Source organism: Exiguobacterium sp. s132, assembly GCF_018617235.1.
In the GTDB taxonomy this organism is placed as follows: domain Bacteria; phylum Bacillota; class Bacilli; order Exiguobacteriales; family Exiguobacteriaceae; genus Exiguobacterium; species Exiguobacterium profundum.
This window is the reverse complement of sequence record NZ_JACSJU010000001.1, coordinates 2,025,442-2,048,571: the sequence shown is the minus strand read 5'-3', so window position 1 is coordinate 2,048,571 and position 23,130 is coordinate 2,025,442. Positions and strand designations below refer to the sequence as shown.

Here is a 23,130-nt window from a genome sequence, read left to right as displayed (position 1 = left end):
ACCTCCTTTTGAATTTTCAGACTATTTGTTGTTTATCTTACCATAAAAAGGTAAAGTTTGATTAAGACAAAAAATGGAGGTCGTCATATGGGCATGGAGCAGGTCATCAAACAGTTGAACGAAGTGTATTTAGGAAAAGAGGATGTCGTACGCCTCTGTTGTACGGCGTTACTCGCGGAAGGACATATTCTATTAGAAGATGTGCCAGGCACGGGAAAAACGTTACTTGCCAAAACAATTGCGGCTAGCTTCGACGGGGTGTTTTCCCGGATTCAATTCACGGCCGACTTGTTACCGTCTGATGTGATCGGAGCAGACTATTTCAACATGCAGACGCAGACGTTCGATCATCGCCAAGGACCAATCTTTGCGAACATCGTCTTGATTGATGAAATCAACCGAGCGGTTCCACGAACGCAGTCCGCCTTGCTTGAGGCGATGGAAGAACGACAAGTTTCCATCGGGGGAGAGACATATCCGATGCCGAAACCATTTTTCGTCATCGCGACGCAAAACCCGATTGAATCAGCGGGGACGTTCTCCTTACCGGATGCCCAACTCGATCGCTTCTTGATTTCGATTCCAGTCGGTTATCCTGATGTTGCGGAAGAGAGAGAACTCCTCTTACAAGTGATGCGCCAAACGAGGAAAACCGTAGAGGCGGTTGCGACGTTAGACGAGTTACGCCGTGCTCAGGAGGAAGTGAAGCAAGTATCGATTCAAGATGATGTCCTCGATTACTTACTCGGGCTCGTTCACGCGACCCGGGAACATGCATCCGTCGAGGTCGGTGTCAGTCCACGTGGAGCCATCGCGCTCATGCGAGCGTCTCAAAGTTATGCCTATCTGAACGATCGATTGTACGTCATTCCGGAAGATGTGAAAGCCGTGGCACCTTATGTCTTGTCCCATCGTTTGACGTTGACGCTTGAAGGAGGCATCAAATCGACGAAACAGGACATTATCCGTTACATCTTAGACACCGTCTCTGTGCCGGTAGAGGGCTGAAGATGACCTTCTCGACACATAACGCCCTACAGAAACAATGGATTCCGGTTTATGGATTCGCTGGGGTGATTCTCGTATTCGTCCCGTACATGGAGATTGTCGGATATGCGCTTTGTTTACTTGCGGGCATCGTTTGGTTCTTTGAACGGACACGGAAACAGTTGGAACAAGCTCTTCGGCTTCACATACATAGCCATGAATCCCTTCTCTTTGTCGGGGATGAGACGGAGGTACAACTGATTTTAGATGGAAGTGAAGTCGTCGAACGACTCGGGCTTCCGGTTCGTGTTCGGCTGAAATCCAATACAGCGCTCAGTTTTCCAGCCCACGACCGGTCCCCGAATAGTTTGGATTTGACATTACGGACAGATCAGGCTCGTCAGATGCTTCACATTCAAGCCGAATTCCGAGGTCCTGCCTACATCGAAGAATGCATACTTGCTGTGACGCTCCCATTTCATCTCGGGACGTACTTACTCGAGTGCCCCATCGAGAAGCGGTGGACGGTATTACCGTCCCTTACGTTACACCCACCGGTCGGCACGAAACGTTTAGCGCTTGGTGACCGGCCTTTGACCGCATCACCACTTCGGAATCCACTGCAGGTTCTGGGGTCAAAGCCTTATGAAGGGGAACCGGTAAAAGAGATTGACTGGGTCGCGACGGCAAAACTTGGACGAGTCCAGTCGAAAGTCTTTCAAAAGACATCGCTCGATACGTTCACGTTCGCAGTAGATTTGAGTGGGCCGTCCGGCTACACGTTACATCACGACTTCGAGTCGATCATCAGCCAAGTCGCATATGTGACGATCCGACTCTTAAAAGAAGAGTGTAAAGTCGAGCTGTTCATCAACCGCTTCAACGGAGAAGGGAAGATGGAACATATCTCTCTTCAAGAGGGAGAGCGAGGTTCACGCCTCATCCTCTTGATGCTGGCCGACCTCCATCCCGGGAACCGTTTCATCTCGACAGACGCGTTCGTCCGTATGGTCGAGCGGAAACGCTTGAAGCAAAGTCATCTCGTCTGGTTCAATCAGCATAACCTGTATGACTAACAAGGAACTTTCTTTCTTCTGGCGAACTGTATCATACAGAGATGACCAAAGGGGAGATCCATATGGCAAAACGAAAGTATGCGAATCGACGAGACTGGGAACGGATTTTAAAGAACCGCTACGCGCAAATTCGTGTTCAGACGGAACAATTTTCAGGCGTCGTCGCCTTATTCCAAATCGATGAGGTTCGGGCACCATTATATAAAAAGCATAAAGGGGAAGAATTCATCGTGGCGGATGCCGGGTTTGCTTGGCTCCAATATTTCCCGGACAATGAACCGTTCGGTGTGACAGCGATGATCAATCCGGAAGGCGAAATCGTGCAGTGGTATATCGACCTCGTTGACCGAATCGGCGAAGAAGAGGGTATCCCTTATATGGATGACTTATTGCTCGATATTCTTGTGTTTCCGAACGGAGATATTGTCAAAAAGGATGAGGATGAGTTTGAAGAGGCGACCAAGAGCGGCGAGCTGACACCTGAACAGGTCGAACGTGGATGGCGTGAATTCAAAGCGACACTCGAACGAATCGAACGTGGAGACTTCATCTACTTTGATTTGGCAAAAGGACATTACGAACAGTTAAAACAAAAGCTATGAGCGAATTCACTCTCTCTGCTACAGTAAGAGCGTAGGAGGGGGAGTTTTTATGAAAAAAATTGAAATTGAGACGTGGGCACGACGTAAGCACTTCGAGTTTTTCAAAGCGTTTGATGCGCCACATTTCAACGTGACGGCAAACGTAGATGTCACGAACCTATATACATATGCAAAGGAGAGCAATCAATCGTTCTTCAAACTCTTTTTATACGGTGCGGTGAGAGCGGCGAACGCGACTCCGGAATTGCGCTATCGTATCCGTGGTGAAGAGGTCGTCGAACACGAGGTGGTCCACCCTTCGTTCACGGTCATGTTAGACGAGGATGTCTTCAACTTTTGTGCGGCTACGTTCTATGAAGATTTACCGACATTCTTACAGGAAGTGACGACGCGGATGGAGCGAGCTGCCGATAAAGTCGTGGTCGGGGATGACGAGCCCGACGACTTACTGTATATCACGAGTGTTCCGTGGGTCACGTTCACGAGTATCATGCACCCGACGCATCAGCAACAACATGACAGCGTGCCGCGCATCGCCTGGGGCAAGTTCGAACGTCAAGGCGAGCGTCTGGTTATGCCGTTATCCGTCCAAGCCCATCATGCACTCGTCGATGGAGTACATATCGGTAAGTATTATGAAACGTTACAAGCATGGTTAGATCAAGAATTCGCACAGGAGGGGACCGACGTGACAGAAGAGAATGAGTTTGATCGAGCCGTTCGTCTCCGTGAGGAGGGACAACTCGAGCAGGCGAAGCAACTGTTCTTGTCGCTCTTGCGGAAAGATGAAAAGAATCCGAGGCTACATGCGTACTGTGCGTGGTGCTATGACTCGCTCGGTGAAGAACGTCAAGCGGTCCCGCATTATGAACGGGCCATCCGACTCGGGTTGACGGGGGAAGAGTTGGCGGAATCATATCTCGGACTCGGCAGTACGTATCGGGCACTCGGACGATACGCAGAGGCGGAACAGTTATTTAAAGAGGCGATTGAGCAATTCCCGAATCACGGGGCGCTCAAGGTATTTCAAGCGATGACCCATTACAACGTCGGTCGCCATGAAGAAGCGACGGGAACGTTACTTGAACTGCTTGCAAGTCCGAAAGCGGACGAGAGCATCGCGCGGTACCGGCGTGCCATTGCATTTTATGCAAGAAACTTAAATGAGACATATGACTAAAGGAGAAAGACATGATTTCACTACGTCCGATCGATGCACAAAATTGGTATACATGCTGTCAATTGGCATTAAGTGACCAACAACAGTCGTATATGGAGCCGAATGCGATTTCGTTACTTCAAGCGATGTACGAACCGACGCTACGCCCGCGCGCAATTTATGAGGACGAGACGATGGTCGGTTTCCTCATGTACAATACAGAGCTTGAAGAGTTGGATGCATGGTGGATTTACCGAATCATGATCGACCATGCTCATCAAGGCAAAGGGATTGGTCGACAGGCGGCAGAGCTGATGCTTGAAGAAATCGGCGAGGGGAAACCGATTGTCGTTGGCTATCACCCCGAGAACGAGGCAGCGCATCACTTATATGGAAGCCTAGGATTTGTTGATGAAGGCCATCGATTCGGTCGCGAAATGGCTGTGATTCGGCGAGGAGAATGAGATGGGAACAACCCGTCTCATTTTTTTGAATCAAATCGATTGACGGAAGAATTGTCGCATGATATATTTATCTCGAATTAAAGATATTTGAATTTAAGTTAATGGCTCTCTTGGACAAAGGAGGGAGACAGATGGAACCATCTGATGCACTAAAAACAATTACTGTGCTGTTACGTGCCTCTCAGTCGTTACAAGACCTGGTGAAGCAGGAAGTGGCGTCTTACGGGTTAAACGCGACCGAGTTCGCCGTACTCGAGTTTTTATATCATAAAGGGGATCAACCGATTCAAGTCATCGGGAAGAAAATTCTCCTCTCGAGCGGAAGCATGACGTACGTCGTGGACCGGTTAGAAGAAAAAGGATATCTCATTCGTAAGGCTTGTCCGAGCGATCGTCGCATCACATACGCTGCGCTGACAGATGACGGAGAGCGTTTGATGCAAGATATTTTCCCTAAGCATACGGAGCATATGAACGCTGTGTTTGAAGGGATGCAATTAAACGAAACGATTGAACAGTTGAAACAAATAGGAAAGCGGGCAGAAGCCGCAAAAAATTTTAATCATGTATCTTGAAATCAAGATATAAAAGGAGAGAGAATGATGAATCATGTTAAAGGAATTCACCACGTCACAGCAATCACGAGTAGTGCCGAAAAAAACTACGATTTCTTCACTCACGTGTTAGGCATGCGTTTGGTGAAAAAAACGGTCAACCAGGACGACATTCAAACGTATCACTTATTCTTTGCGGACGATAAAGGAAACGCAGGGACAGACATGACCTTCTTCGACTTCCCAGGTATCCCGAAAGGTAAGCACGGAACAAATGAAATCGCGAAGACGTCGTTCCGCGTACCGACAGATGAAGCGTTGACGTATTGGGTCCGTCGATTCGACCGTCTCGGTGTCGAGCACGAAGGGATTCAAGAACAGTTCGGGAAGAAGACGCTCTCGTTCATCGACTTTGATGAGCAGGCGTATCAACTCATCTCGGATGAGTTCAACGAAGGCATCGCGTCGGGCGAGCCGTGGAAGAACGGTCCAATCCCGCTTGAATACGCGATTACGGGACTCGGTCCAATCTTTATTCGCATCGCAGATATCACATATTTCAAACAAGTGATGGAGCAAGTGATGCTGTTTAAAGAGATCGGGCGAGAAGGTGATGTGTATCTCTTTGAAGGAGGTGAAGGTGGAAACGGAGCGCAAGTGATCGTCATTCACGACGAGACATCTCCACAAGCGCGTCAAGGGTTCGGTACCGTGCACCATGTCGCATTCCGTGTCGAAGACCGTAGCGTCCTCGATGAATGGACAGCACGTCTCCAACAGTTCGGTTTGCCGACTTCTGGCTACGTCGATCGCTTCTTCTTTGAATCATCCTATGCACGTGTCGCGCCGCAAATTTTGTTCGAATGGGCGACAGATGGACCTGGATTCATGGGAGACGAGCCGTACGAGACGGTCGGTGAGAAGTTGTCACTCCCGCCGTTCCTCGAAGCGAAACGTTCGCAAATCGAGGCGATGGTACGACCAATCGATACGGTCAGAAGCACGAAAACATTTGAGAAAGAATATGAGGGCATGAAATGAGTTTCTTAAATCGCTTGTTTGGAAAATCAGATGCATCACAACATAACCAAGGAGGAACTACTATGTTAAACATCGGAATCGTACTCGGATCAACTCGTGAAGGTCGCGTCAGTCCACAAGTCGGGGAATGGGTGAAAGAACTCGCCGACAAACGTGGCGATGCCAACTATGAAGTCATCGACATCGCAGACTACAACTTGCCACTTCTCGGCGAAGCGGGTCAGGACGCATCTGGCGCAGCGGCCTGGTCGGAGAAAATTGCGCAAATGGACGGATTCATCTTCATCGTCCAAGAGTATAACCATTCCATCTCAGCATCTCTTAAAAACGCACTCGACTACTTACGCGTCGAATGGAACAACAAAGCAGCCGGAATCGTCTCTTACGGTTCTGTTGGTGGAGCACGGGCAACAGAACATTTACGGGGCATTTTGAGTGAATTGTCAATCGCTCACGTACGTGTCCATCCTGCACTCTCACTCTTCACGGACTTCGAGAACGGTACGCATTTCGCTCCGAAAGACGTTCAAGCACAATCGGTAAACGATATGCTCGACCAACTCCTTCCATGGACGGAAGCGATGCAATCGGTCCGTACGAAAGCCGGAGAAGTTGCAAACAATTAACAAATCGCGAAGCCAGCCTGAATTTAGGCTGGTTTTTGTGCGTTTTCAGAACAGGTCGTGTAAAGTTGGAAGGGATTAGGGGGAGTGCAGATGTGGAATCGTAAAATCGTCACAGCATCCATCGCTTCGCCCGTCTATGCGATTCTGTTAGCGTGTGGGGTCACTATGATGGGTGTACGAGAAAATGGAGGAATGAGTGGCGTACTGAATGGCTTCCTTTTGATGACGGTTGCCTATGTAGCGGTCAGTTTTCCGATTATGTTGACCTACGGTGTCGTGACCTCATGGTGCAGTGACTGGTTGGCGAATCGACTCAGTTCGAAACGATTCAGGTGGTTCACTTCGCTTGTTTTACATATACTATTCGGGCTCGTCTTGTCATGGCTCAGTCTTCTCGCAGCGACCTTGTTTTACTTGGTGGATCGTCTACTACAGCATCGGGGAGACATAACAAAACTACAAACAGTGAAAAGTCTGCTCATCCCAATCGGATATTTGCTTATTGTAACGGGAAGTGTGTATATCATCGATGTCATCCAAGATCTTTTCGTTGGATTCAACTTCTTTTAGGGAAACGAACAAGGATACATTAACATAAGGAGGGGTAAAAATGAGATGGATGATTTATGGGGCGAATGGCTATACGGGTGAGCTGATTGCACGACAAGCAGCTCGTGACGGAATGCGTCCGGTTCTTGCCGGACGAAACGCAAGAGCGATTCATCGCCTAGGAGATGAACTGGGTTGCGAAACATCGATTTTCGCATTGAGTCGTGAAGCCGCAATCGAGGCGCTTCACGATGTAGATTTAGTCCTTCATTGTGCAGGTCCTTTCACGGATACGAGCCAAGTGATGATCGAGGCATGTCTAGAGACAGGTACGCATTACTTAGATATTACCGGGGAAATCGACGTGTTCGAATATGTCCATTCTAAACAGCGAGCGGCTCAAGCCAAAGAACGTGGTGTGATTTTATGCTCGGGTGTCGGATTTGATGTCATTCCGACCGACTGTGTCGCGCGGAAATTAAAAGAGTTGATACCGGATGCGACAACACTCGCTCTTGGCTTTTCGGCGGCAGCCGGCATCTCACCAGGAACCATGAAGACGGCCGTTCGTGGACTAGGGTCGAGTAGTGTGGAACGTGTGAACGGCAAATTATCATCATTTCCAATTGGGGCAAAGCGGAGAACGATTGATTTTGGTCGCGGAAGCCGTACCGCCATTGCGATTCCGTGGGGAGACGTTTCGACCGCCTACTACACAACGGACATTCCGAATATTACGACTTGGGTTCCTGTACCGACAGCGGCCGCCTATGCTGCTCGCGCTTTGTCATGGTTCAGCCCGATTCTCGGAAAAGAGGCCGTGCAGGAACGATTGCTCCGTTATGTCGACGAAAACGTATCGGGACCAGACGAGGCTGTACGTGAAAAATCATCGACGTACGTATGGGGCGAAGCAACGAATGAGGAAGGACGAAAAGTAGTCGTCCGTATTCAAACGGCAAGTACGTATGCCTTCACTGTTTACGGGGCGCTCGCCGTCGTCAAGCGGTTGCTCGGTTCGGGTGGGATGCTTGCCGGAAGCTTTACACCAGCCATGCTATTCGGATCTCACTTTATCGAAGAGATTCAAGGTTCCTCTTCGTTCGTGATTGATGAGATTCGTCCATGAATCGAGAAGTATGGGATTTACTCGACGAAAACCGGCAACCGCTCGGTCGAACGCACTTTCGTGGGGATGAATTAGAGCCGCATACGTTTCACACGGTCATCGAAGTGTTCACGTTCAATCCGGATGGGAGATTATTGCTGTCGAAGCGTCATCCGGATAAGACGTATCCGCTTCTTTGGGAAGGAACGGGCGGCTCGATTTTGGCTGGAGAAACGAGTCGACAAGGTGCGGTCCGTGAGCTAAAAGAAGAGTTGGGACTATATGTATTGCCTGAGCAACTCCGGTTCGTGACAACGATTAAGCGGGGCACATATTTCTTGGATATGTATTGTCTCGTGTGCGAGAAACCAATCGACTTCGAACAACTGTCACTGCAAGCAGATGAAGTCGTCGATGTGACGTTACAAGAATGGGAGACGGTCCTTGAGTGTGTAGAACTTGTTCCTTCTGTCCGGGAACGGCTGATTCAATACGGTCATCTCATCCGACCGTGAACATATGCTACACTCAACATGGAATATACAAGGGAGGGAAGAGCGTGAAACGTTTAGAATTGGCAAGGCGTATCGAACGCATCAAAGCAGAGGGGACGTCTGCTTACATTCGACATCGTAAACAAACCCCTCCCTATGAAGGTGCGGAACTACACGTAGAAGGAAAAGGGCATGTGTTCAAAATGGGAAATATGAGTTTTGCGGTCGGATTTGGATTGAATCGGCCGACAAGCTTTTACGACCTGCATCAAATGGAAAAATGGGTACGCGGGAAAAATGTCTCGCGTCTACATATTGAGGTTTGTCCATTAGCGGAAGACTCCTTGCTCCGCTTATTGCAAGAACGTAACTACACGCTCGATCATTTTTTGGACGTATGGACGTTGGATTTGACACAGCATGCCTCCACATCTGTACCGACTCAGGTCGAAAAAGTGAAGGATGAGACACTCCATGAGTGGGCATACGCCGTTGCGGCTGGATTCGCCGAGTCGGGCACAATCCTTCAAGAGACGGTCGATACAGCCAAAGGCTTTTACGCACTACCGAGTAATCATGCTTATCTCGTGCGAGAAGAGGATGCTGTCGTAGCGGGTGGGATTTTAGCCACGCAAGACGGGATTGGAGAGTTGTTTCTGACGAGCACCGTTCCGACGTATCGGCAAAAAGGGTACCAGACACAACTTATTTTGGAACGAATTGCCGAAGCGAAAGCACTTGGATGCAATCTGTTGACGGTTACGACGAAAGTCGATTCGGCGTCTGGTCGCAATATGGAACGGCTTGGATTTCAGCCGTTCTATCAAAAAGCGGTCATGAAAAGTCCAATCCTTAAATAAGCAGGTCGCCTCGGGTGAGGTGACCTGCTTTTCGATTACAAGAGCGATTCAGCCCCATCGACGTATACTTCAGAGCCGGTCACGTGGCTCGACATGTTGCTCGCGAAAAATAAGACGACATCGGCGACTTGTTTCGCGGAGCCCGATTTTCCGGCAAGCGGTTGATTCCCAAGTGGATATTCGATTGGAATAACGACTTCTTCGAGCAACGCATCGTCTCGATTGGTCGAATCGTCAATATTCGTATCGATGGCCCCGGGACAGATGGAATTGACACGAATCCCGAATTGAGCGAGTTCCGCAGCAGCCATTTTTGCAAAGCCGGTTTGACCTGCTTTCGTCGTCGCGTAGCCACTGAATCCGAAATTTTTAAAATAACGGTTCCCGTTAATCGATGAAGTGATAATGATACTCCCACCATTCTCTTTCAAATGAGGAATAGCATGTTTGACGGTCAAAAAGGTTCCTGTGAGGTTTGTCTCCACCACGCCATTCCAATCATCCAATGATAAATGTTCAATTGGTGTGATGGTCCCGTTTCGACCGGCATTCGCGAAGACGATATCGAGTTGACCAAATCGTTCCATTGTCCGTTCGTAGGCCTCTTTCATTGCGGATTCATCCGACACATCTGCACTGATGCCGATAGCGCGTTCTTCCCCGACAAGGCTTGCGAGACGCATCGCATCTTCTTCATTCAAATCGACAATGGCGACTTTTGCTCCGGCTTGAATGAAGCGGATGACCGCGGCACGTCCGATTCCGGAGGCTGCCCCGGTCACAAACGCTACTTTTCCAGATAGTAATTTATTTGAAATCAATCCGATCACTCCTTTTTATGATTCTGTTCTCATATTCCACAGTTCTGGAAAAGTTACGCTTCATTTCAAAAAAATCATGGAGCGGTGACTTCGATTGTGCGTGCGATGTTCAAGTTCGAATCCGTCGGGATGACCTCGATTGTCACCAGTTGGCCGCTCTGTAGTCCTTGTACGCTATTGACGATGCCGGTGACTTCGGTTTGATCATTGATCAAGACGACGCGCAATGTGACTTCTTCCGAGGATTCGGTAGATTCAATCAATATCTGGGGGATATCGACTCGTTCAATCTGTCCCTCGACTAAGTTGTCATTCCACGTGCTCATCCAATAAACGGCGACTAAAAAAAAACCGAGAAAGATTAAGGCAAAGGTTAATCGTGAACGCATGCACACCTCACTCCTTTGTTGTCCCGTTTCGCATCTTGTCTAATTTACCTTTACCCGGAAATTCTCTCATTACTTGAAAAAATAGTAGGAATCACAAGAAAAATGGGGAATAGAAAGGAAAACGAAAAGGTGAGGTGTGGGCATGTGGATGATGGTTGGTGCGCTAGGATTGGTTGCTTGTGTATGGATCGCGTTCGGTTGGTTCACCATTGGTAATGCAAAGCGACGGGTATGGGGAGGTCTTTTTTCACTCAGTATGACTTGCCTGTTCGCACCGCTCTTCCTCGTGAAACTAGGAGAACAGTATGGATTTGTCGGGATTCAAGTAGGGCTGACTGCTTTATTCGGCGTACTCGCAGGTGCATTTTTCTTTGTGGCACTCGGATGGACAGGACGTCCGGCGAAAGTACGGAAAGTGAGAACGTTATCGGAAGACCCTGATTTATTTTGAAGCATGATTTACCGCTCCTACGGTATAATGCGGTCATAACGATGTTACGAGGGAGTGGAGTGGGGATCATGATTAAACCGCCAAAGTTGCAAATGGGGGATACGATAGGGATCATTACGCCTTCTTTTCCGGCACCTGTTCAGTTTGAGGGGCGTTACCAACGTGGGGTTGAACAGCTCAAGCGGATGGGATTCAAGGTGAAAGAGGGCACGTGTACATATAAAACAGAAGGATATCGGTCCTCGTCCATTCGGGATCGTGCTGACGAACTAAACGCATTTTTACATGATCCTGAAGTGAAAGCCATCATCAGTACAATCGGTGGAACAAATTCGAACTCGGTGTTACCATATATCGATTATGAACAACTCCGACGTCATCCTAAAATCATCATGGGATATAGTGATGTCACGGCAATCTTGATGGCCTGTTATGCCAAAACGGACGTCGTCACATTTTACGGTCCGGCAATCGTCCCCTCATTTGGTGAATACGGAGGGATGTTCGAGACGGGGGAGCAATATGTCAAAGACATTCTCTGTTTAGAACGAACGGCTCCGTTTCAGTTACATATCCCTGATGAATGGACGGAAGAGATGCTCGATTGGTCGACACAACAACGTGTCAAGACGTTCCAACCGAATGAAGGATGGATTTCTCTGAAGGATGGAAAGGCACAAGGAACGTTGATTGGCGGGAATCTGAACACGATGTCTGGGTTCTTCAAGTCGGATTATTATCCCGATTTGAAAGGCGCGATTCTATTCCTAGAAGACTCGTTTAAGACGATGGCTGAAGAAGAACGTTCGCTTAGTATGCTGAAGCTGGCGGGTGTGTTTGATGAGATTTCGGGTCTGATTATCGGGAAGCACGAGCATTTTCAAAATCAATCAGCTCCCTTCTCATTCAACGACTTGTTGCTTGAAATCATCGGAGAAAAAGATTTTCCGATTTTGACGAATGTCGATATCGGTCACACGTTTCCATCACACGTTTTCCCGATTGGCATTCAAGTTGAGTTAGATACGACGAATGGGGTTATCCGATTTTTAGAAGATGGGGTGTCGGAATGAAGGAGCACCTCACTATTTTTGACGAGAATCACCGGAAAATAGGGGAGAAGGAGCGAAATCAAGTTCATGTTGACGGGGATTGGCATGAGACGTTCCACTGCTGGTTCTGGAAAGAAGACCTCATCTATCTTCAGCGGAGGAGCATGGAGAAACAGGATTTTCCCGGGAAATATGATATTACGGCAGCGGGACACCTTGCAACAGATGAGACAATAGCGAATGGCGTTCGTGAAATTGAAGAAGAGCTCGGACTGTCATTGACGTTCGAACAGCTCACCTTTATGGGAATCTTTGAAGACGTGATTGAACTGGACGAGTTTCTTGATCGCGAGTTTGCACATACGTATTGCTATCTCTATCAAGGTGAGCCGATTCATTTTGACGACCAGGAAGTGATGGATGTCGTAGCTGTTCAAAGAAATGAACTGAGGTCGCTGACAGAAGGATGCATGTGTACGATTGAAGGATGCTCTCTTATGACGAATCATCTTGTTCAAATCACGCAAGCCGATTTAGTTCCGCATCGTCAGACTTACTGGCAAAACATATTTGAGAGTTTGACACGAATGGATGCCTCAAATCGTTAAGGAAAGAATACGTTGTTCGCCAATCGGTCCACCGATTCGACGTCCGGTATCGCTCCACCCAACGTTCGTATAAAGGGAGAAAGCGGCTTCGTTTTTAAGATTGACCGACAGGACGATTTCACGAATGTGAGGGAAGTGTTGCTTTACGAACTGCGGAAGTGCTTGGAGTGCAGCTTTAGCGTAGCCTTTCCCCTGGTCCTCATGGTTAATGGCAAAGGCGGAGAAGAGCAAGGCATTCGACTCGGTTGTATAGGAAGCAACGCGTTCGTTGTCATGCAGTAAGAACATCCCAACTGGTTTTGACGCGACGATGACAATCGGATAAATGCGATCGGGCAATGGGTCATCCATGTCTTTGGGCAGGGTCGTATACTTTTCTTGGTCCGTCGGTAGTGCGAACGTATTGAGAATCGATTGATGCGTATCATTTCGATATTCGAGCGTAATTTTCATAAGGGGTCTCCTTCGGGCTTTATTGATTTTCATTCAGAAAGGGGAATTATATGTCGACACAGTTTACATACCGTCAAAATCCACCATTACAAGATTTATACCGCGCGTTTATGAGCGGTTTTTCTGATTATATTATTCCGTTTCAATTTGATGAGCAGACGTTCGAAGATGTTTTTCTTGTTCGTGATCAAAATCAGCCGTCCCGTTCCATTGTAGCCTATGATGGTGAAGAACCTGTCGGTGTCGTGTTAACCGGGATTGCACATCTTGATTCAGGATGGCAGACACGTTGTGGTGGACTTGCTGTCGCCCCACATGTCCGAAAAGCAGGAGTCGCGACCGAATTGATGAGACGATTTGAAGAGGCGGCAGTAGGCACTCGTTTACTCGAAGTCATTCAAGGCAATGATGCGGCAGTGTCTCTCTATGAACGACTAGGTTACGAAACGACTCGAGAAATCCTCTACTTCCAAGCGGTGTCATTAGAAACGAACGCAGACATGACGTATGAACCGATTCAAACGTTATTTGATGAGTTGTATCCGGCGGCGAGTCACGTTCCGATTTGGCAACGCGATGTGCGCGTGACCCAACAAGCTGCTGAGTTAGTGAAAGTCGTAGAAGGGAATCGAATAGGATTTTTGTTATACCGCGATCACGTCTTGCTCGATGTTTTTGGACAAGCAGAAGAAGCGGAATGGCTATTGCGGGCGGCCGCGAGCCGATCGCCACTTCATGTCACGTTGACATCAGACCGTCCTGAATGGGTCGAAGCGGCACGACGATTGGGATTTGTCCAAGACGAGATTGCCCAATTTGAAATGGTGAAGGACGCTTGATGAAGCGGTTGTTGGTCATCTGTATCATTGCGCTGATTAGTGGAAATACCGCGACCCTGATTGCGCTGACAACAAATCTTTCACCCGACCTGTCGCGAGGTATACTAGTAGTTAGTGTGAGTGTAACACTCCTTTCCATCGGTGGTATCGTCTGGGTGGGATACTATACAAAAAAACGCTAGTGAAATCCTTGTGAAGTGACACTTGAAAATATCACATCATGCTGTCATGTATGACATGAAAATGAAAAACTTCATATATTGAAATTTTTAACCCCCAGTGGTATATTCGCACATGTAGCTTTTTTGAAGCTCATGAATGTATTAATTTGGAGGGTTTATTATATATATGTGGAAACAACTCATCATGACAGCGGGTGTTGGTGTTCTCTTATTCCAAGGACAAACCGCATCTGCCGACAACATGTCCCCGCAAGACCTCGTTCAAACGGAAAAGTCATTGCAACAAACGAAGCAGCAGGTTAAAGATACGAAACAATCCATTCACGCCATTCAAACGAAGTTGAAGCAAGTCGATCATAAGGCGGAGGCGTTGCGAGATAAAATTGAAGGAACTTCTAAAGAATTAGAAGAAGTGGAGGAGTCACTCGTTCCTGCAGAACAGTCGCTCTTCGCAAAAGTCGTTTCTTCGGTGTTGCCGAGTGCGAAAGCGGAAGTCGCTGAAGCGGAAGAAGCACATCAAGAGCTTGTTGAAAAGAAAAACCAAGTAAATGAAGCATTGGAGCAACTGAAAGAAGAACAAGAGCAAATTGAAGCGACACGTCAAGACGTGAAAGCGTCGTATGACGAAAAGTCGAAACAATATAAGAAACAAACGAATCAGTTGAGTGATTTGAAGAAACAGTATGAAGCGATGGCACCCGATCGGTTCTTAATGCCGGCGGAAGGTCGCCTCTCTCAAGGTTTCGGTTCGGCGAGTGGACAGTTCGGATACACATTCCATAACGGTCTCGATATTGCTGCCAAAACAGGCACACCTGTATACGCCGCGGAAGCTGGAAAGGTGACAAAAGTCAGCTCGAGTGGACCTTATGGGAACCACATACAAATCGAACACAACGTAGACGGTCAAAAATGGACGACCGTGTATGCACACTTGCACAAAGTGGATGTCAAGACAGGTCAGTCGGTACGCCAAGGTGAACCGATTGGTCAAATCGGAAACACGGGCAACTCGTCAGGTCCGCACTTACACTTTGAGATTCATAAAGGGGACTACAATTTCTCGGCTAGTTCAGCTGGGAATTCCGTCGACCCGATGAAACTGGCAGAGCGCCTCGGTGGTGCTTCTCCGGTAAAAGCCACGTTTTAAGCAGACAGATGCCCTGAGCCTCTCGAATGAGGTCAGGGCATTTTTTACTGTTCGCGCGTAGGATCATGGTTGCCCTCGCTGTCGGCAATCGTATCTGAGCTTCCGTAGTCTTCTACTTGGGAGAAGGCGTCCGTTTTTTGACCAGGTTGATCCGTTCCGTCTAACTCTTTGCGTCGAGCTGTCTCATTAGGGTTCAACACGTCTTCTTCGACCGGTCGATCGACTTCATGCGCGTGCTCTTCCTCTTCTTGTGCCCGGGCGTGTTCGATGCAAAGGGTGGCTTCTGGAATGACTTCCAGACGGTCTAGTTCAATGTCTTTCCCACACACCTCACATTGTCCATACGTCCCATTCTGAATGGCTAATAGTGCCTTATCGACGTCACTCAAGAACTCTTCATCGAGTTCATTAAGGGCTTGGTCTCGTTCTCGTAAAAAGAGCTCTTCGCCCGAGTCGGCAGGGTGGTTGTCGTAATGAGAGAGCTCTCCTTCATCATATGTCTCTTCCCGATCATCCATGTATCCTTCGGTTTTTGCTTTTTCTTTCAATAATCGTTTTTTAAACGTTTCGATTTGTTCTTCAGTCAACATATCCATTCACTCTCCAGTTCTCAAGTCATTAATATAAGGTTTCCCATTTTATTTGTGTACAAACCATTTGAAGTGGAATCCCTCATGTCGAACGATGTTTAGAAAGGGTATGATGAGAATAAAGAGTTCTTTTAAAAAAGGAGGAACGAATCATGAGAAAAGTCGAAGTAGTGAAATACAATCCAGAATGGAATCAAAAGTTTGAAGAAGAGGCTGGTAAATTGAGTCGGTTATTCGAAGAGGAGCTTGTCGCGATCCATCACATTGGAAGTACATCGGTCGAAGGATTGGCGGCAAAACCAATCATCGACATGATGCCGGTCGTACGGGACATCGAACGAGTCGATGACTACACGGAGCGGATGGAGGCACTCGGGTACCGTGGACTTGGTGAATATGGGATTCCGAAGCGTCGCTATTTCCGTAAAGGAGAAGAAGAACGGACGGTTCACGTGCATGTGTTTGAAGAAGGGAATCCGGATGTCATAAGACACCTTGCCTTCCGGGATTACTTGCGAGCTTATCCTGACGTTCGCGATGCGTATGGTGAGCTGAAGCTTCAACTTGCGGCACAGCATCCAGAAGATATGGAAGGATACATTCAAGGAAAGCATGACTGGATCATCGAGACGGAACGGTTGGCGACGAAGTGGTATAAAGAAAATCAAGACGCGTGAAACCTTTTTATGGAAATGGTCGTATAATACATCAAACCTTAAAGGGGGAGATGTCATATGAAAAGATTTCTCGGGAAATGTGTGGAATACTCTTTGGCCGCACTTGTCTTCGTCGGTCTGTTCTTTGTCCTTCGCGCGATTGCCGGTGACTCGGACAAAGGGTACATGTTGACATTGCTCGGTACATTTTTTCTCGTCTTACCTAGTTCGCTCTTGATTGGCCACTTTCTGGCTCGTCCACTTCAACGTCGCTTAGAGGGGAAAGGGACTTCGACTTCGAAAGAGCATCTGTTGCATGGGACTGAAAAACCACATGGGGTGATAGAAGATCGGAATCACACAGGATTTAACGGTTGATGGACAGTGTGTTCGTCTCAACAACAGATGCCCGACTCATCGCACGATTGAATCGTTCCATTCATGAACATCATGTTCGCATGAATTCAGATTACTTTGCGGAATATGAGGAAGAGAAGATATATGAATCCTTTCTGACGCTGGTGGGGAAACCGGGTCATCATTTCATGGTGATGGAAGTAGAGGCGACCCCTGTCGGCTACATATGGTTCGAGGAGAAAGTGGGTGAAGCAAACGCATTTCGCCAAGCTGTTCGCGTGGTGTATGTTCATCACATCAGTATCGACCCCATGTATCAACGGAACGGTTACGGTCGGCGTGTGATGGAATGGATGGAGCAATGGGCACTTGACCACCAATTCAGATCGATTGAACTAGATTACTGGATGAGCAATACGGATGCCGCCTCGTTTTATAGCGAAATCGGGTTCACCCCAAAACGTCAGATTGTCATGAAAAAATTGGAGGAATGAGATCATGGAGGAGTTACTTACAATTGGAATTGGTATTCTCGGAGTTCTGTCGTTAGGTTGGTTCTTTTATAGTTACTGGCTCGGATATAAAGGGGGCAATATCGTCATGACCCTCGATGAGCACTATACAAAACTAGAAGAGTACGTACCTGCTATCTTGTCAAAACTATACGAAGATGGAAAAAGCGCTCACTATCTTGGCGACCGCAAGTTTGAAGTGGAGGGCAAGCGTTACGTTCTCGTCGAACGGACCGTACCGATTGGTCATGTTCCGACACAACAGACGGTGTTACAACCGGATCGATCATAATCAGAAAAGGGAGCTCTCAAGTCGAGAGACTCCCTTTGTTTATTTGACGGCTGGGGGACCGAACCTGCCGCTATGATAATCGCGGAAAGCTTGGCGGATTTCTTCTTCCGTGTTCATCACGAATGGACCATGCGCAATATAGTCTTCGCGAATCGGTTTTCCGGAATAGATGAGCATCCGTGTACGCGTCGTGGCCTTCAGTTGAAGTGTGCTCATCGCTTCAGATGTTTCATCGAACGTCAGTGTCGCCACATCAGTTTTACTGAGCGGAATTTTGGAAGACCCAACTTCAATTGAACCAGCGAGTACGTACAAAAAGCTGTTATGATTCGCAGGCAAGATGTGTTCGTATTCGCCACCTTCTTTCAGCGTTATTTCTGTCATCGTGATGGGGACGAGACTTTCCATCGGCCCTTTTACACCCACAATTTCGCCGGAATAGACACGAAGCTGCCCGCCGTCGAAAGGAACGAGGGGTGCGTCCTCGACGTATACGTTCTGATAGGAAGTGGTTGTTGTTTTTAACGACTTCGGCAAATTCAACCAGAGCTGCAGCGTATGGATCAAATCATCGTCAACCGCTTCTTCGGCGTGTCTAGCGGCCCATCCGGCGTTCATATACTGAACATCACCGGCGTCCAAAATCGAATGTCCCCCATGATTATCAATATGTTCTAGACGACCATCGATGACATACGTGATTGTTTGAAACCCACGATGGGGATGGTCCGAAAACGTCCCACGCTTGAACCAGTCTTCTGCCATCAAAATAAATGGATCGAACTCCTCTTTTTGTTCTGGAGGTAACACCCAGCCCTGTTGCACATGGGGATACCCGTTTTGTCGATAGGAAACGCGCCAATGATGGTTCACGTCACGTATAAATGGATTTGTCACAAAAATTCACTCCTTTCCCTTCCTATCTTCCCAAAAAATGTGTCTCATCGTACTATATTTGCTTCATGAATATGCAAAAAGACAGACGCATTCGCATCTGTCAGATTAAGTGTTTTGTTCAAACAGGTTATACCACTTGATGGCATCCTCACGTAGTAGCTTAAAATGGGCGCCTGTCTCTGAATTGGTCACGTACACATCTGCACCATCATAGCTAACATCAAACGTTTGGGCGCATATCCCTTGAAATAGGGTCACATAAGGTGTGGAAGCGGTCTTACCTGCATAGGCGGTCGCGTTGGCTCGTTTGATGGCGCCAAAAATAAATTCCATTTCATCTTGACCGACATGTTGTAGGAAGGAGGCATCTTTTGATTCCGTTCCAAGGAGTGCCAAGTCATGAAAAATGACATGACGTTGACTACTTAATTTGTCGTGAATTTGTTCACCCAATTCTTTTCCATACAACAACTTGGGTTCATGATACGTCAAGGAGACGTTCTGACGATGGGCCGTTCCGTTTTTCATGAACGTAAAACTGTAGAGTGGATACTCGTGACCCGGTACAAGAACCGAAGGGAGTTGCGGAGCTGTTTTGGCTCCGAACATTTGTGAAATATGCGCTTCTTTCGGTCGCAATACTTCTTGATAGTCATTTTGATCTCGGCTCGTATAAATCGCGTATTGTAACACCTCATCAGACTTTTCTGTCCCGAGCCCGAGTGACAAATAGGGATGCCTTATTGATTCGACAGGAATGACGAGGCGGTCTTTGGCTTCGGACGATGTAAAGGTCAGTTCAAATTCACCACTGAAAGGCATCGTGATATGGAAAAGTGTATGCTCGATCCCTTTTCTTTCTGGATAGGGCTCATTACCTATCGGCTTTTTCATCTCTTGTGCGAAATGCTCATATTCATGGGGCTCAGCAAATCGGAATTTCGGAACATCCGGATAAGGTTCGGCCGTATATTGAACATCGTTTAAACTTTCAGGAAGCGTGTTAATTTCGGTGGCATATGTGACGGAATCGAGTTGACATTGGACATATGATTTATTTTCGACAGTGAAAAAAGTTGCGGTTGGAAAAGAAGATTCGGTGGCGGCATCAGTCAACGGTTGGTTCAATGTGACCGTCCCGAGCCAATGTCTTTCACCACTTGGAATTCTTTGAATCGCGTTGTCAGGCTGACATAACTCGATAATCGCTGCACGATCCGATTCGGGCATTTCAATTTGTTGTCCGTTTGGTAACAGGGCACGTCCTTGATAATATTCAGGAGCGGGTTGGAGTCGGAGTGCGCGTTCTTCCTCGCATCCGAATAAGAAAAACAGGATGACGAGGGTACTGAAAATCAGGTACTTTTTCACATCGGTACTCTCCTTCGATGAATCACTTTCACCATTCTAGCACCAATTTTTTGTGACTTTAGTCTTAGGAAAATTAATTTGTTATTTCGAAAAAAAATCAAAAAAACCGTCCAACTTGAACTGGACGGGGGATAAAACCATTTATGACTTATTTTTACTTTTTAACTTTTTTTGTATGTCGATTTTTGACGAAAAAACGTTGATATTACGAGACATTGAAAAAAGCCGATTATTCTTCTAAATTATCACTTTATAATTCAGTGGGATTTATTTGATGAAGTTTCCTTCAATCAACATCTCGACCGCGTGCCGACTTCAAAATTTCGAACCATTCTTCACGAGTGAGGTCGATTTGAAGGGCGTCGACTCCTGTCTGAACGCGCTCAATTTTTCCGGATCCGATAATCGGCATAATGTTCGCAGGGTGTTTGACGAGCCATGCATACACAATCGAGTCAATTCCGCTTGCATTGTGACGTGCACGAATTTCCTCGAGTTTTTCACGAAGGGGTGCATACTGTTCATCTTCGAAGAGTTGACCACCGGCTAGTGGACTCCAAGCCATAAGTGGCATTCGTTTTTCGTGACACAAATCGACCGATCCATCCTCAAAATGTTTCAATTGCATCGGAGAGAGTTCGAGTTGATTCGTCACAAGTTGGAATGGAAGGCGAGATTGAAGCAAGTTCTGTGTAGCCGGAACATGGTTAGATACACCGAACTCACGTACTTTACCACTATCGCGCAAGACGATGAAGGCTTCGGCCACTTCATCCGGATTCATCAGCGGATCTGGACGGTGGATGAGTAATGTATCAATGTGGTCAATGGCCAACTCTTTTAACGAACGCTCTACTTGCGCGATGATATGCTCTTTTGTCGTATCGTAATAATTGAGTGTTTGACCTGGGTTAAATGACCCCGTCAATTTAATTCCTGTCTTTGTGACGATCTCCATTTGGTCTCGGAGTTCAGGCTTTAACTTTAAGGCTTCTCCAAATAAACCTTCACATGTGTAACCGCCATAAATGTCTGCATGGTCGAATGTCGTGATGCCAAGCTCGAGACATTGTTCGATGAATGTGAGGCGTTCCTGTGGGGTCATGTCCCAATCAGCGAGCCGCCACATCCCATGGACGATGCGTGAGAATGATAATTCTTCTGTCAAAGCGATACGTTGCATTATAACTCCTCCTTGGTTGTCAGTCGCTCTTCATTATACGTCTTACGAGAATGGACGTCACTTGTCACCTACTCAAGCAGTTTTGGCGTCAAATGAGCTTGTATGCGCTATGATGAGAGGGAAGAGAAATAGGAAAGAGGCGTGACAGATGAGTGACTATGAACAATATGCGGACGTCACCTTCGAACAGGTGGGTGACTCGTTTCAGGTAGCCTCGATGCACCCAGATCTTCGTTTACATGGGATTGGACGAAGTGCGGCCGTGTTTCGTTTAAAGGAAAAGGATCGTGTCATTAAAGTGTTCTTTCCAGGTTATGAACAAATCGCAACCGAAGAGGCAGCAATCTATGAAAAACTTAAGGGACTCCCTTACTTTCCGAAGTGCTATGATTCTGGTCCGTCATATTTAGTGATGGATTACATCGAAGGAAAGACGCTGTTTGAGTGTCTGACGGAAGGCGTCTGGATTGACCCTTCTTACATCGAGGTAGTGGATGAAGCGCTTCGACAGGCACGTTTACTAGGACTGACACCATCGGATGTCCACTTGCGTAATATCATTTTGACGCCAAACGGACAGATATTCTTGATTGATTTGGCACGCTTCAGACAAGGGCAACAAATCGATCATCAGTGGGAAGACTTGAAACGAATGTATCGATTATATCGCTATCGTTTCATGCCGAAACAATATGACGAGACATTACTGAATCGAATCGCTTACTTGTATCGCAGGTTCGTGAACGATCCGGATTCTTGAGCCGGGTCGTTTTTCTTTTATCGATTAGGGAACAGGAGTAACGTGTCCGAAATTGCAGAAGAAACGAAAGGGGAATGATGTATGGCTCATCGTATCTATGCGAACGAACTCGAAATGCTCCACGAATGTGTGGAAACGTGCAACTATTGTCTGGAATCTTGTTTAGAAGAAAAAGATGTACAGATGATGGTTGATTGTATCCGACTGGATCGGGAATGTGCCGCTGCCTGTGCGTTTCTTGCGGAAGCGATGACGCGTGATTCGGCATTCGTTCCTGAACTCGCGCGAGCGTGTGCAGTCATCTGTAAAGCATGCGCACAGGAGTGCGGGAAACATAAGCACGCACATTGCCAGGAATGCGCAAGAGTTTGTACAGAATGCGCCTCAATGTGTGACCGCTTGGCCGCATGATTTGAGTGACCGGTTGATGGGACCGGTCACTTTTTTCGTGTCTTTTGAAGAGGGGATTCGTATAATGAAAAAAACGAAAAGGTGGTATGGGGATGATTCGCAATTGTCGACGAGATGATCTTCAAATGATTTTACATATTTACAATGATGCGATTGTAAACAGTACGGCCGTCTATCACTATCAACCGGTGACACTCGAGAATCGAGTGGCATGGTATGAGGAGAAGAAAGAGCAAGATTGTCCAATCATCGTATGGGTAGAGGATGACGTCGTCATGGGGTTTGCGACGTTCGGTCCGTTCCGTCCGTGGCCAGCGTACCATTATACGGTTGAACATTCTGTATACGTGCATCCCGGTTACCGCGGGAAAGGCATTGGCAACAAACTGTTAAAAGAAATCATCCGTATCGCCGAAGTGAGAGGAATGAAAACGGTGATTGGTGGAATTGACGCATCGAACGTGACGAGTATCCGTGCGCATGAAAAAGTTGGATTCGTTCATTCCGGTACGATTCGAAATGCCGGATATAAATTCGGCAAATGGCTCGATTTATCGTTTTATCAACTTGATTTAGAAGGTCCTGCATCGCCTACCGAAGAGTGAACGGTCTAGAAAGATGGAGCCACCATACGAT

Annotated in this window: 31 protein-coding genes; 24 read left to right on the top strand and 7 right to left on the bottom strand. The window is 47.3% G+C overall.

Features of this window, described 5'->3' with window-relative positions; genetic code table 11:
- The first annotated feature begins 87 nt into the window (after positions 1-87).
- The 12 genes from KNO78_RS10460 to KNO78_RS10405 all read left to right on the top strand — a co-directional run bounded on the left by KNO78_RS10460 (position 88) and on the right by KNO78_RS10405 (position 9,520).
- A complete protein-coding gene (locus KNO78_RS10460; protein WP_214690347.1) occupies positions 88-1,008 on the top strand; it encodes an AAA family ATPase in 921 nt (306 codons plus the stop codon).
- Positions 1,009-1,010: 2 nt separating this feature from the next.
- Positions 1,011-2,063, top strand: coding sequence for a DUF58 domain-containing protein (locus KNO78_RS10455; RefSeq protein ID WP_214690348.1), 1,053 nt, complete (start codon positions 1,011-1,013; stop codon positions 2,061-2,063).
- 62 nt (positions 2,064-2,125) lie between these two features.
- Complete coding sequence (locus tag KNO78_RS10450; protein ID WP_214690349.1) at positions 2,126-2,665, top strand: ribonuclease FAU-1 family protein; 540 nt, start codon at positions 2,126-2,128, stop codon at positions 2,663-2,665.
- Between the two features lie 49 nt (positions 2,666-2,714).
- Complete coding sequence (locus tag KNO78_RS10445; RefSeq protein WP_196431410.1) at positions 2,715-3,845, top strand: tetratricopeptide repeat protein; 1,131 nt, start codon at positions 2,715-2,717, stop codon at positions 3,843-3,845.
- Positions 3,846-3,856: 11 nt separating this feature from the next.
- Positions 3,857-4,288: a GNAT family N-acetyltransferase gene (locus KNO78_RS10440; RefSeq protein ID WP_214690350.1), complete on the top strand. Its 432-nt coding sequence runs from the start codon at positions 3,857-3,859 to the stop codon at positions 4,286-4,288.
- Between the two features lie 131 nt (positions 4,289-4,419).
- Entirely contained in the window at positions 4,420-4,863 is a 444-nt protein-coding gene (locus tag KNO78_RS10435; RefSeq protein ID WP_031421914.1) for a MarR family winged helix-turn-helix transcriptional regulator, read from the top strand.
- 27 nt (positions 4,864-4,890) lie between these two features.
- Entirely contained in the window at positions 4,891-5,883 is a 993-nt protein-coding gene (locus tag KNO78_RS10430; RefSeq protein WP_041917956.1) for a ring-cleaving dioxygenase, read from the top strand.
- A complete protein-coding gene (locus KNO78_RS10425) occupies positions 5,880-6,509 on the top strand; it encodes an NADPH-dependent FMN reductase (RefSeq protein ID WP_374193977.1) in 630 nt (209 codons plus the stop codon). Before KNO78_RS10430 ends, KNO78_RS10425 begins: the two co-directional genes overlap by 4 nt.
- Before the next feature lie 90 nt (positions 6,510-6,599).
- A complete protein-coding gene (locus KNO78_RS10420) occupies positions 6,600-7,079 on the top strand; it encodes a hypothetical protein (RefSeq protein WP_214690352.1) in 480 nt (159 codons plus the stop codon).
- A gap of 40 nt (positions 7,080-7,119) precedes the next feature.
- A complete protein-coding gene (locus tag KNO78_RS10415) occupies positions 7,120-8,187 on the top strand; it encodes a saccharopine dehydrogenase family protein (RefSeq protein ID WP_074035408.1) in 1,068 nt (355 codons plus the stop codon).
- A complete protein-coding gene (locus tag KNO78_RS10410; protein ID WP_074035410.1) occupies positions 8,184-8,681 on the top strand; it encodes an NUDIX hydrolase in 498 nt (165 codons plus the stop codon). Before KNO78_RS10415 ends, KNO78_RS10410 begins: the two co-directional genes overlap by 4 nt.
- Positions 8,682-8,725: 44 nt before the next feature.
- The gene (locus KNO78_RS10405; RefSeq protein ID WP_196431406.1) at positions 8,726-9,520 is read left to right on the top strand and encodes a GNAT family N-acetyltransferase; all 795 of its coding nucleotides are present in this window, start codon (positions 8,726-8,728) and stop codon (positions 9,518-9,520) included.
- 35 nt (positions 9,521-9,555) lie between these two features.
- On the opposite strand, the gene KNO78_RS10400 is transcribed toward KNO78_RS10405, so the two are convergent.
- Positions 9,556-10,341 carry an SDR family oxidoreductase gene (locus KNO78_RS10400; RefSeq protein WP_074035413.1) on the bottom strand — a complete coding sequence of 262 codons (786 nt, stop codon included), beginning with the start codon at positions 10,339-10,341 and terminating at the stop codon, positions 9,556-9,558.
- A 74-nt stretch (positions 10,342-10,415) separates the two neighbouring features.
- Positions 10,416-10,730 (bottom strand): hypothetical protein, encoded by a 315-nt coding sequence (locus KNO78_RS10395; protein WP_214690353.1) that lies wholly within the window; start codon positions 10,728-10,730, stop codon positions 10,416-10,418.
- A gap of 142 nt (positions 10,731-10,872) precedes the next feature.
- Between KNO78_RS10395 and KNO78_RS10390 the strand changes: the two genes are divergently transcribed.
- From KNO78_RS10390 to KNO78_RS10380, 3 genes are all read left to right on the top strand, one after another.
- The gene (locus tag KNO78_RS10390) at positions 10,873-11,181 is read left to right on the top strand and encodes a hypothetical protein (protein ID WP_031421923.1); all 309 of its coding nucleotides are present in this window, start codon (positions 10,873-10,875) and stop codon (positions 11,179-11,181) included.
- Positions 11,182-11,249: 68 nt separating this feature from the next.
- A complete protein-coding gene (locus tag KNO78_RS10385) occupies positions 11,250-12,254 on the top strand; it encodes a S66 family peptidase (RefSeq protein WP_214690354.1) in 1,005 nt (334 codons plus the stop codon).
- The gene (locus KNO78_RS10380) at positions 12,251-12,841 is read left to right on the top strand and encodes an NUDIX hydrolase (RefSeq protein WP_214690355.1); all 591 of its coding nucleotides are present in this window, start codon (positions 12,251-12,253) and stop codon (positions 12,839-12,841) included. The genes KNO78_RS10385 and KNO78_RS10380 overlap by 4 nt, the downstream gene beginning before the upstream one ends.
- On the opposite strand, the gene KNO78_RS10375 is transcribed toward KNO78_RS10380, so the two are convergent.
- A complete protein-coding gene (locus KNO78_RS10375) occupies positions 12,830-13,294 on the bottom strand; it encodes a GNAT family N-acetyltransferase (protein ID WP_214690356.1) in 465 nt (154 codons plus the stop codon). The genes KNO78_RS10380 and KNO78_RS10375 overlap by 12 nt on opposite strands.
- Positions 13,295-13,344: 50 nt before the next feature.
- On the opposite strand from KNO78_RS10375, the gene KNO78_RS10370 reads away from it, so the two are divergent.
- Positions 13,345-14,133, top strand: coding sequence for a GNAT family N-acetyltransferase (locus tag KNO78_RS10370; protein ID WP_214690357.1), 789 nt, complete (start codon positions 13,345-13,347; stop codon positions 14,131-14,133).
- A gap of 348 nt (positions 14,134-14,481) precedes the next feature.
- The gene (locus KNO78_RS10365; RefSeq protein ID WP_214690358.1) at positions 14,482-15,465 is read left to right on the top strand and encodes a M23 family metallopeptidase; all 984 of its coding nucleotides are present in this window, start codon (positions 14,482-14,484) and stop codon (positions 15,463-15,465) included.
- A 44-nt stretch (positions 15,466-15,509) separates the two neighbouring features.
- Here KNO78_RS10365 and KNO78_RS10360 read toward each other — a convergent pair whose 3' ends face one another.
- Entirely contained in the window at positions 15,510-16,055 is a 546-nt protein-coding gene (locus KNO78_RS10360) for a TraR/DksA C4-type zinc finger protein (protein WP_214690359.1), read from the bottom strand.
- Positions 16,056-16,207: 152 nt separating this feature from the next.
- Here KNO78_RS10360 and KNO78_RS10355 point away from each other — a divergent pair, with 152 nt between their 5' ends.
- From KNO78_RS10355 to KNO78_RS10340, 4 genes are read left to right on the top strand one after another with little or no spacing between them, the layout of a single operon-like run.
- Entirely contained in the window at positions 16,208-16,732 is a 525-nt protein-coding gene (locus KNO78_RS10355; protein ID WP_214690360.1) for a GrpB family protein, read from the top strand.
- Between the two features lie 57 nt (positions 16,733-16,789).
- Positions 16,790-17,089, top strand: a complete 300-nt coding sequence (locus tag KNO78_RS10350) for a hypothetical protein (RefSeq protein WP_214690361.1) — start codon at positions 16,790-16,792, stop codon at positions 17,087-17,089.
- Entirely contained in the window at positions 17,089-17,562 is a 474-nt protein-coding gene (locus KNO78_RS10345; RefSeq protein ID WP_214690362.1) for a GNAT family N-acetyltransferase, read from the top strand. The genes KNO78_RS10350 and KNO78_RS10345 overlap by 1 nt, the downstream gene beginning before the upstream one ends.
- Before the next feature lie 4 nt (positions 17,563-17,566).
- Positions 17,567-17,872 (top strand): hypothetical protein, encoded by a 306-nt coding sequence (locus KNO78_RS10340; RefSeq protein ID WP_047794750.1) that lies wholly within the window; start codon positions 17,567-17,569, stop codon positions 17,870-17,872.
- 39 nt (positions 17,873-17,911) lie between these two features.
- On the opposite strand, the gene KNO78_RS10335 is transcribed toward KNO78_RS10340, so the two are convergent.
- The 3 genes from KNO78_RS10335 to KNO78_RS10325 all read right to left on the bottom strand — a co-directional run bounded on the left by KNO78_RS10335 (position 17,912) and on the right by KNO78_RS10325 (position 21,323).
- The gene (locus KNO78_RS10335; protein ID WP_214690363.1) at positions 17,912-18,769 is read right to left on the bottom strand and encodes a pirin family protein; all 858 of its coding nucleotides are present in this window, start codon (positions 18,767-18,769) and stop codon (positions 17,912-17,914) included.
- A gap of 105 nt (positions 18,770-18,874) precedes the next feature.
- Positions 18,875-20,140, bottom strand: coding sequence for a hypothetical protein (locus KNO78_RS10330; RefSeq protein WP_214690364.1), 1,266 nt, complete (start codon positions 20,138-20,140; stop codon positions 18,875-18,877).
- A gap of 286 nt (positions 20,141-20,426) precedes the next feature.
- Positions 20,427-21,323: an aldo/keto reductase gene (locus KNO78_RS10325; RefSeq protein WP_214690365.1), complete on the bottom strand. Its 897-nt coding sequence runs from the start codon at positions 21,321-21,323 to the stop codon at positions 20,427-20,429.
- A 148-nt stretch (positions 21,324-21,471) separates the two neighbouring features.
- Here KNO78_RS10325 and KNO78_RS10320 point away from each other — a divergent pair, with 148 nt between their 5' ends.
- From KNO78_RS10320 to KNO78_RS10310, 3 genes are all read left to right on the top strand, one after another.
- The gene (locus tag KNO78_RS10320) at positions 21,472-22,083 is read left to right on the top strand and encodes a serine/threonine protein kinase (protein ID WP_074035436.1); all 612 of its coding nucleotides are present in this window, start codon (positions 21,472-21,474) and stop codon (positions 22,081-22,083) included.
- Positions 22,084-22,164: 81 nt separating this feature from the next.
- Positions 22,165-22,494, top strand: coding sequence for a four-helix bundle copper-binding protein (locus KNO78_RS10315; protein ID WP_012727586.1), 330 nt, complete (start codon positions 22,165-22,167; stop codon positions 22,492-22,494).
- 92 nt (positions 22,495-22,586) lie between these two features.
- Complete coding sequence (locus tag KNO78_RS10310; protein ID WP_031421949.1) at positions 22,587-23,099, top strand: GNAT family N-acetyltransferase; 513 nt, start codon at positions 22,587-22,589, stop codon at positions 23,097-23,099.
- Positions 23,100-23,130 lie beyond the last annotated feature (31 nt).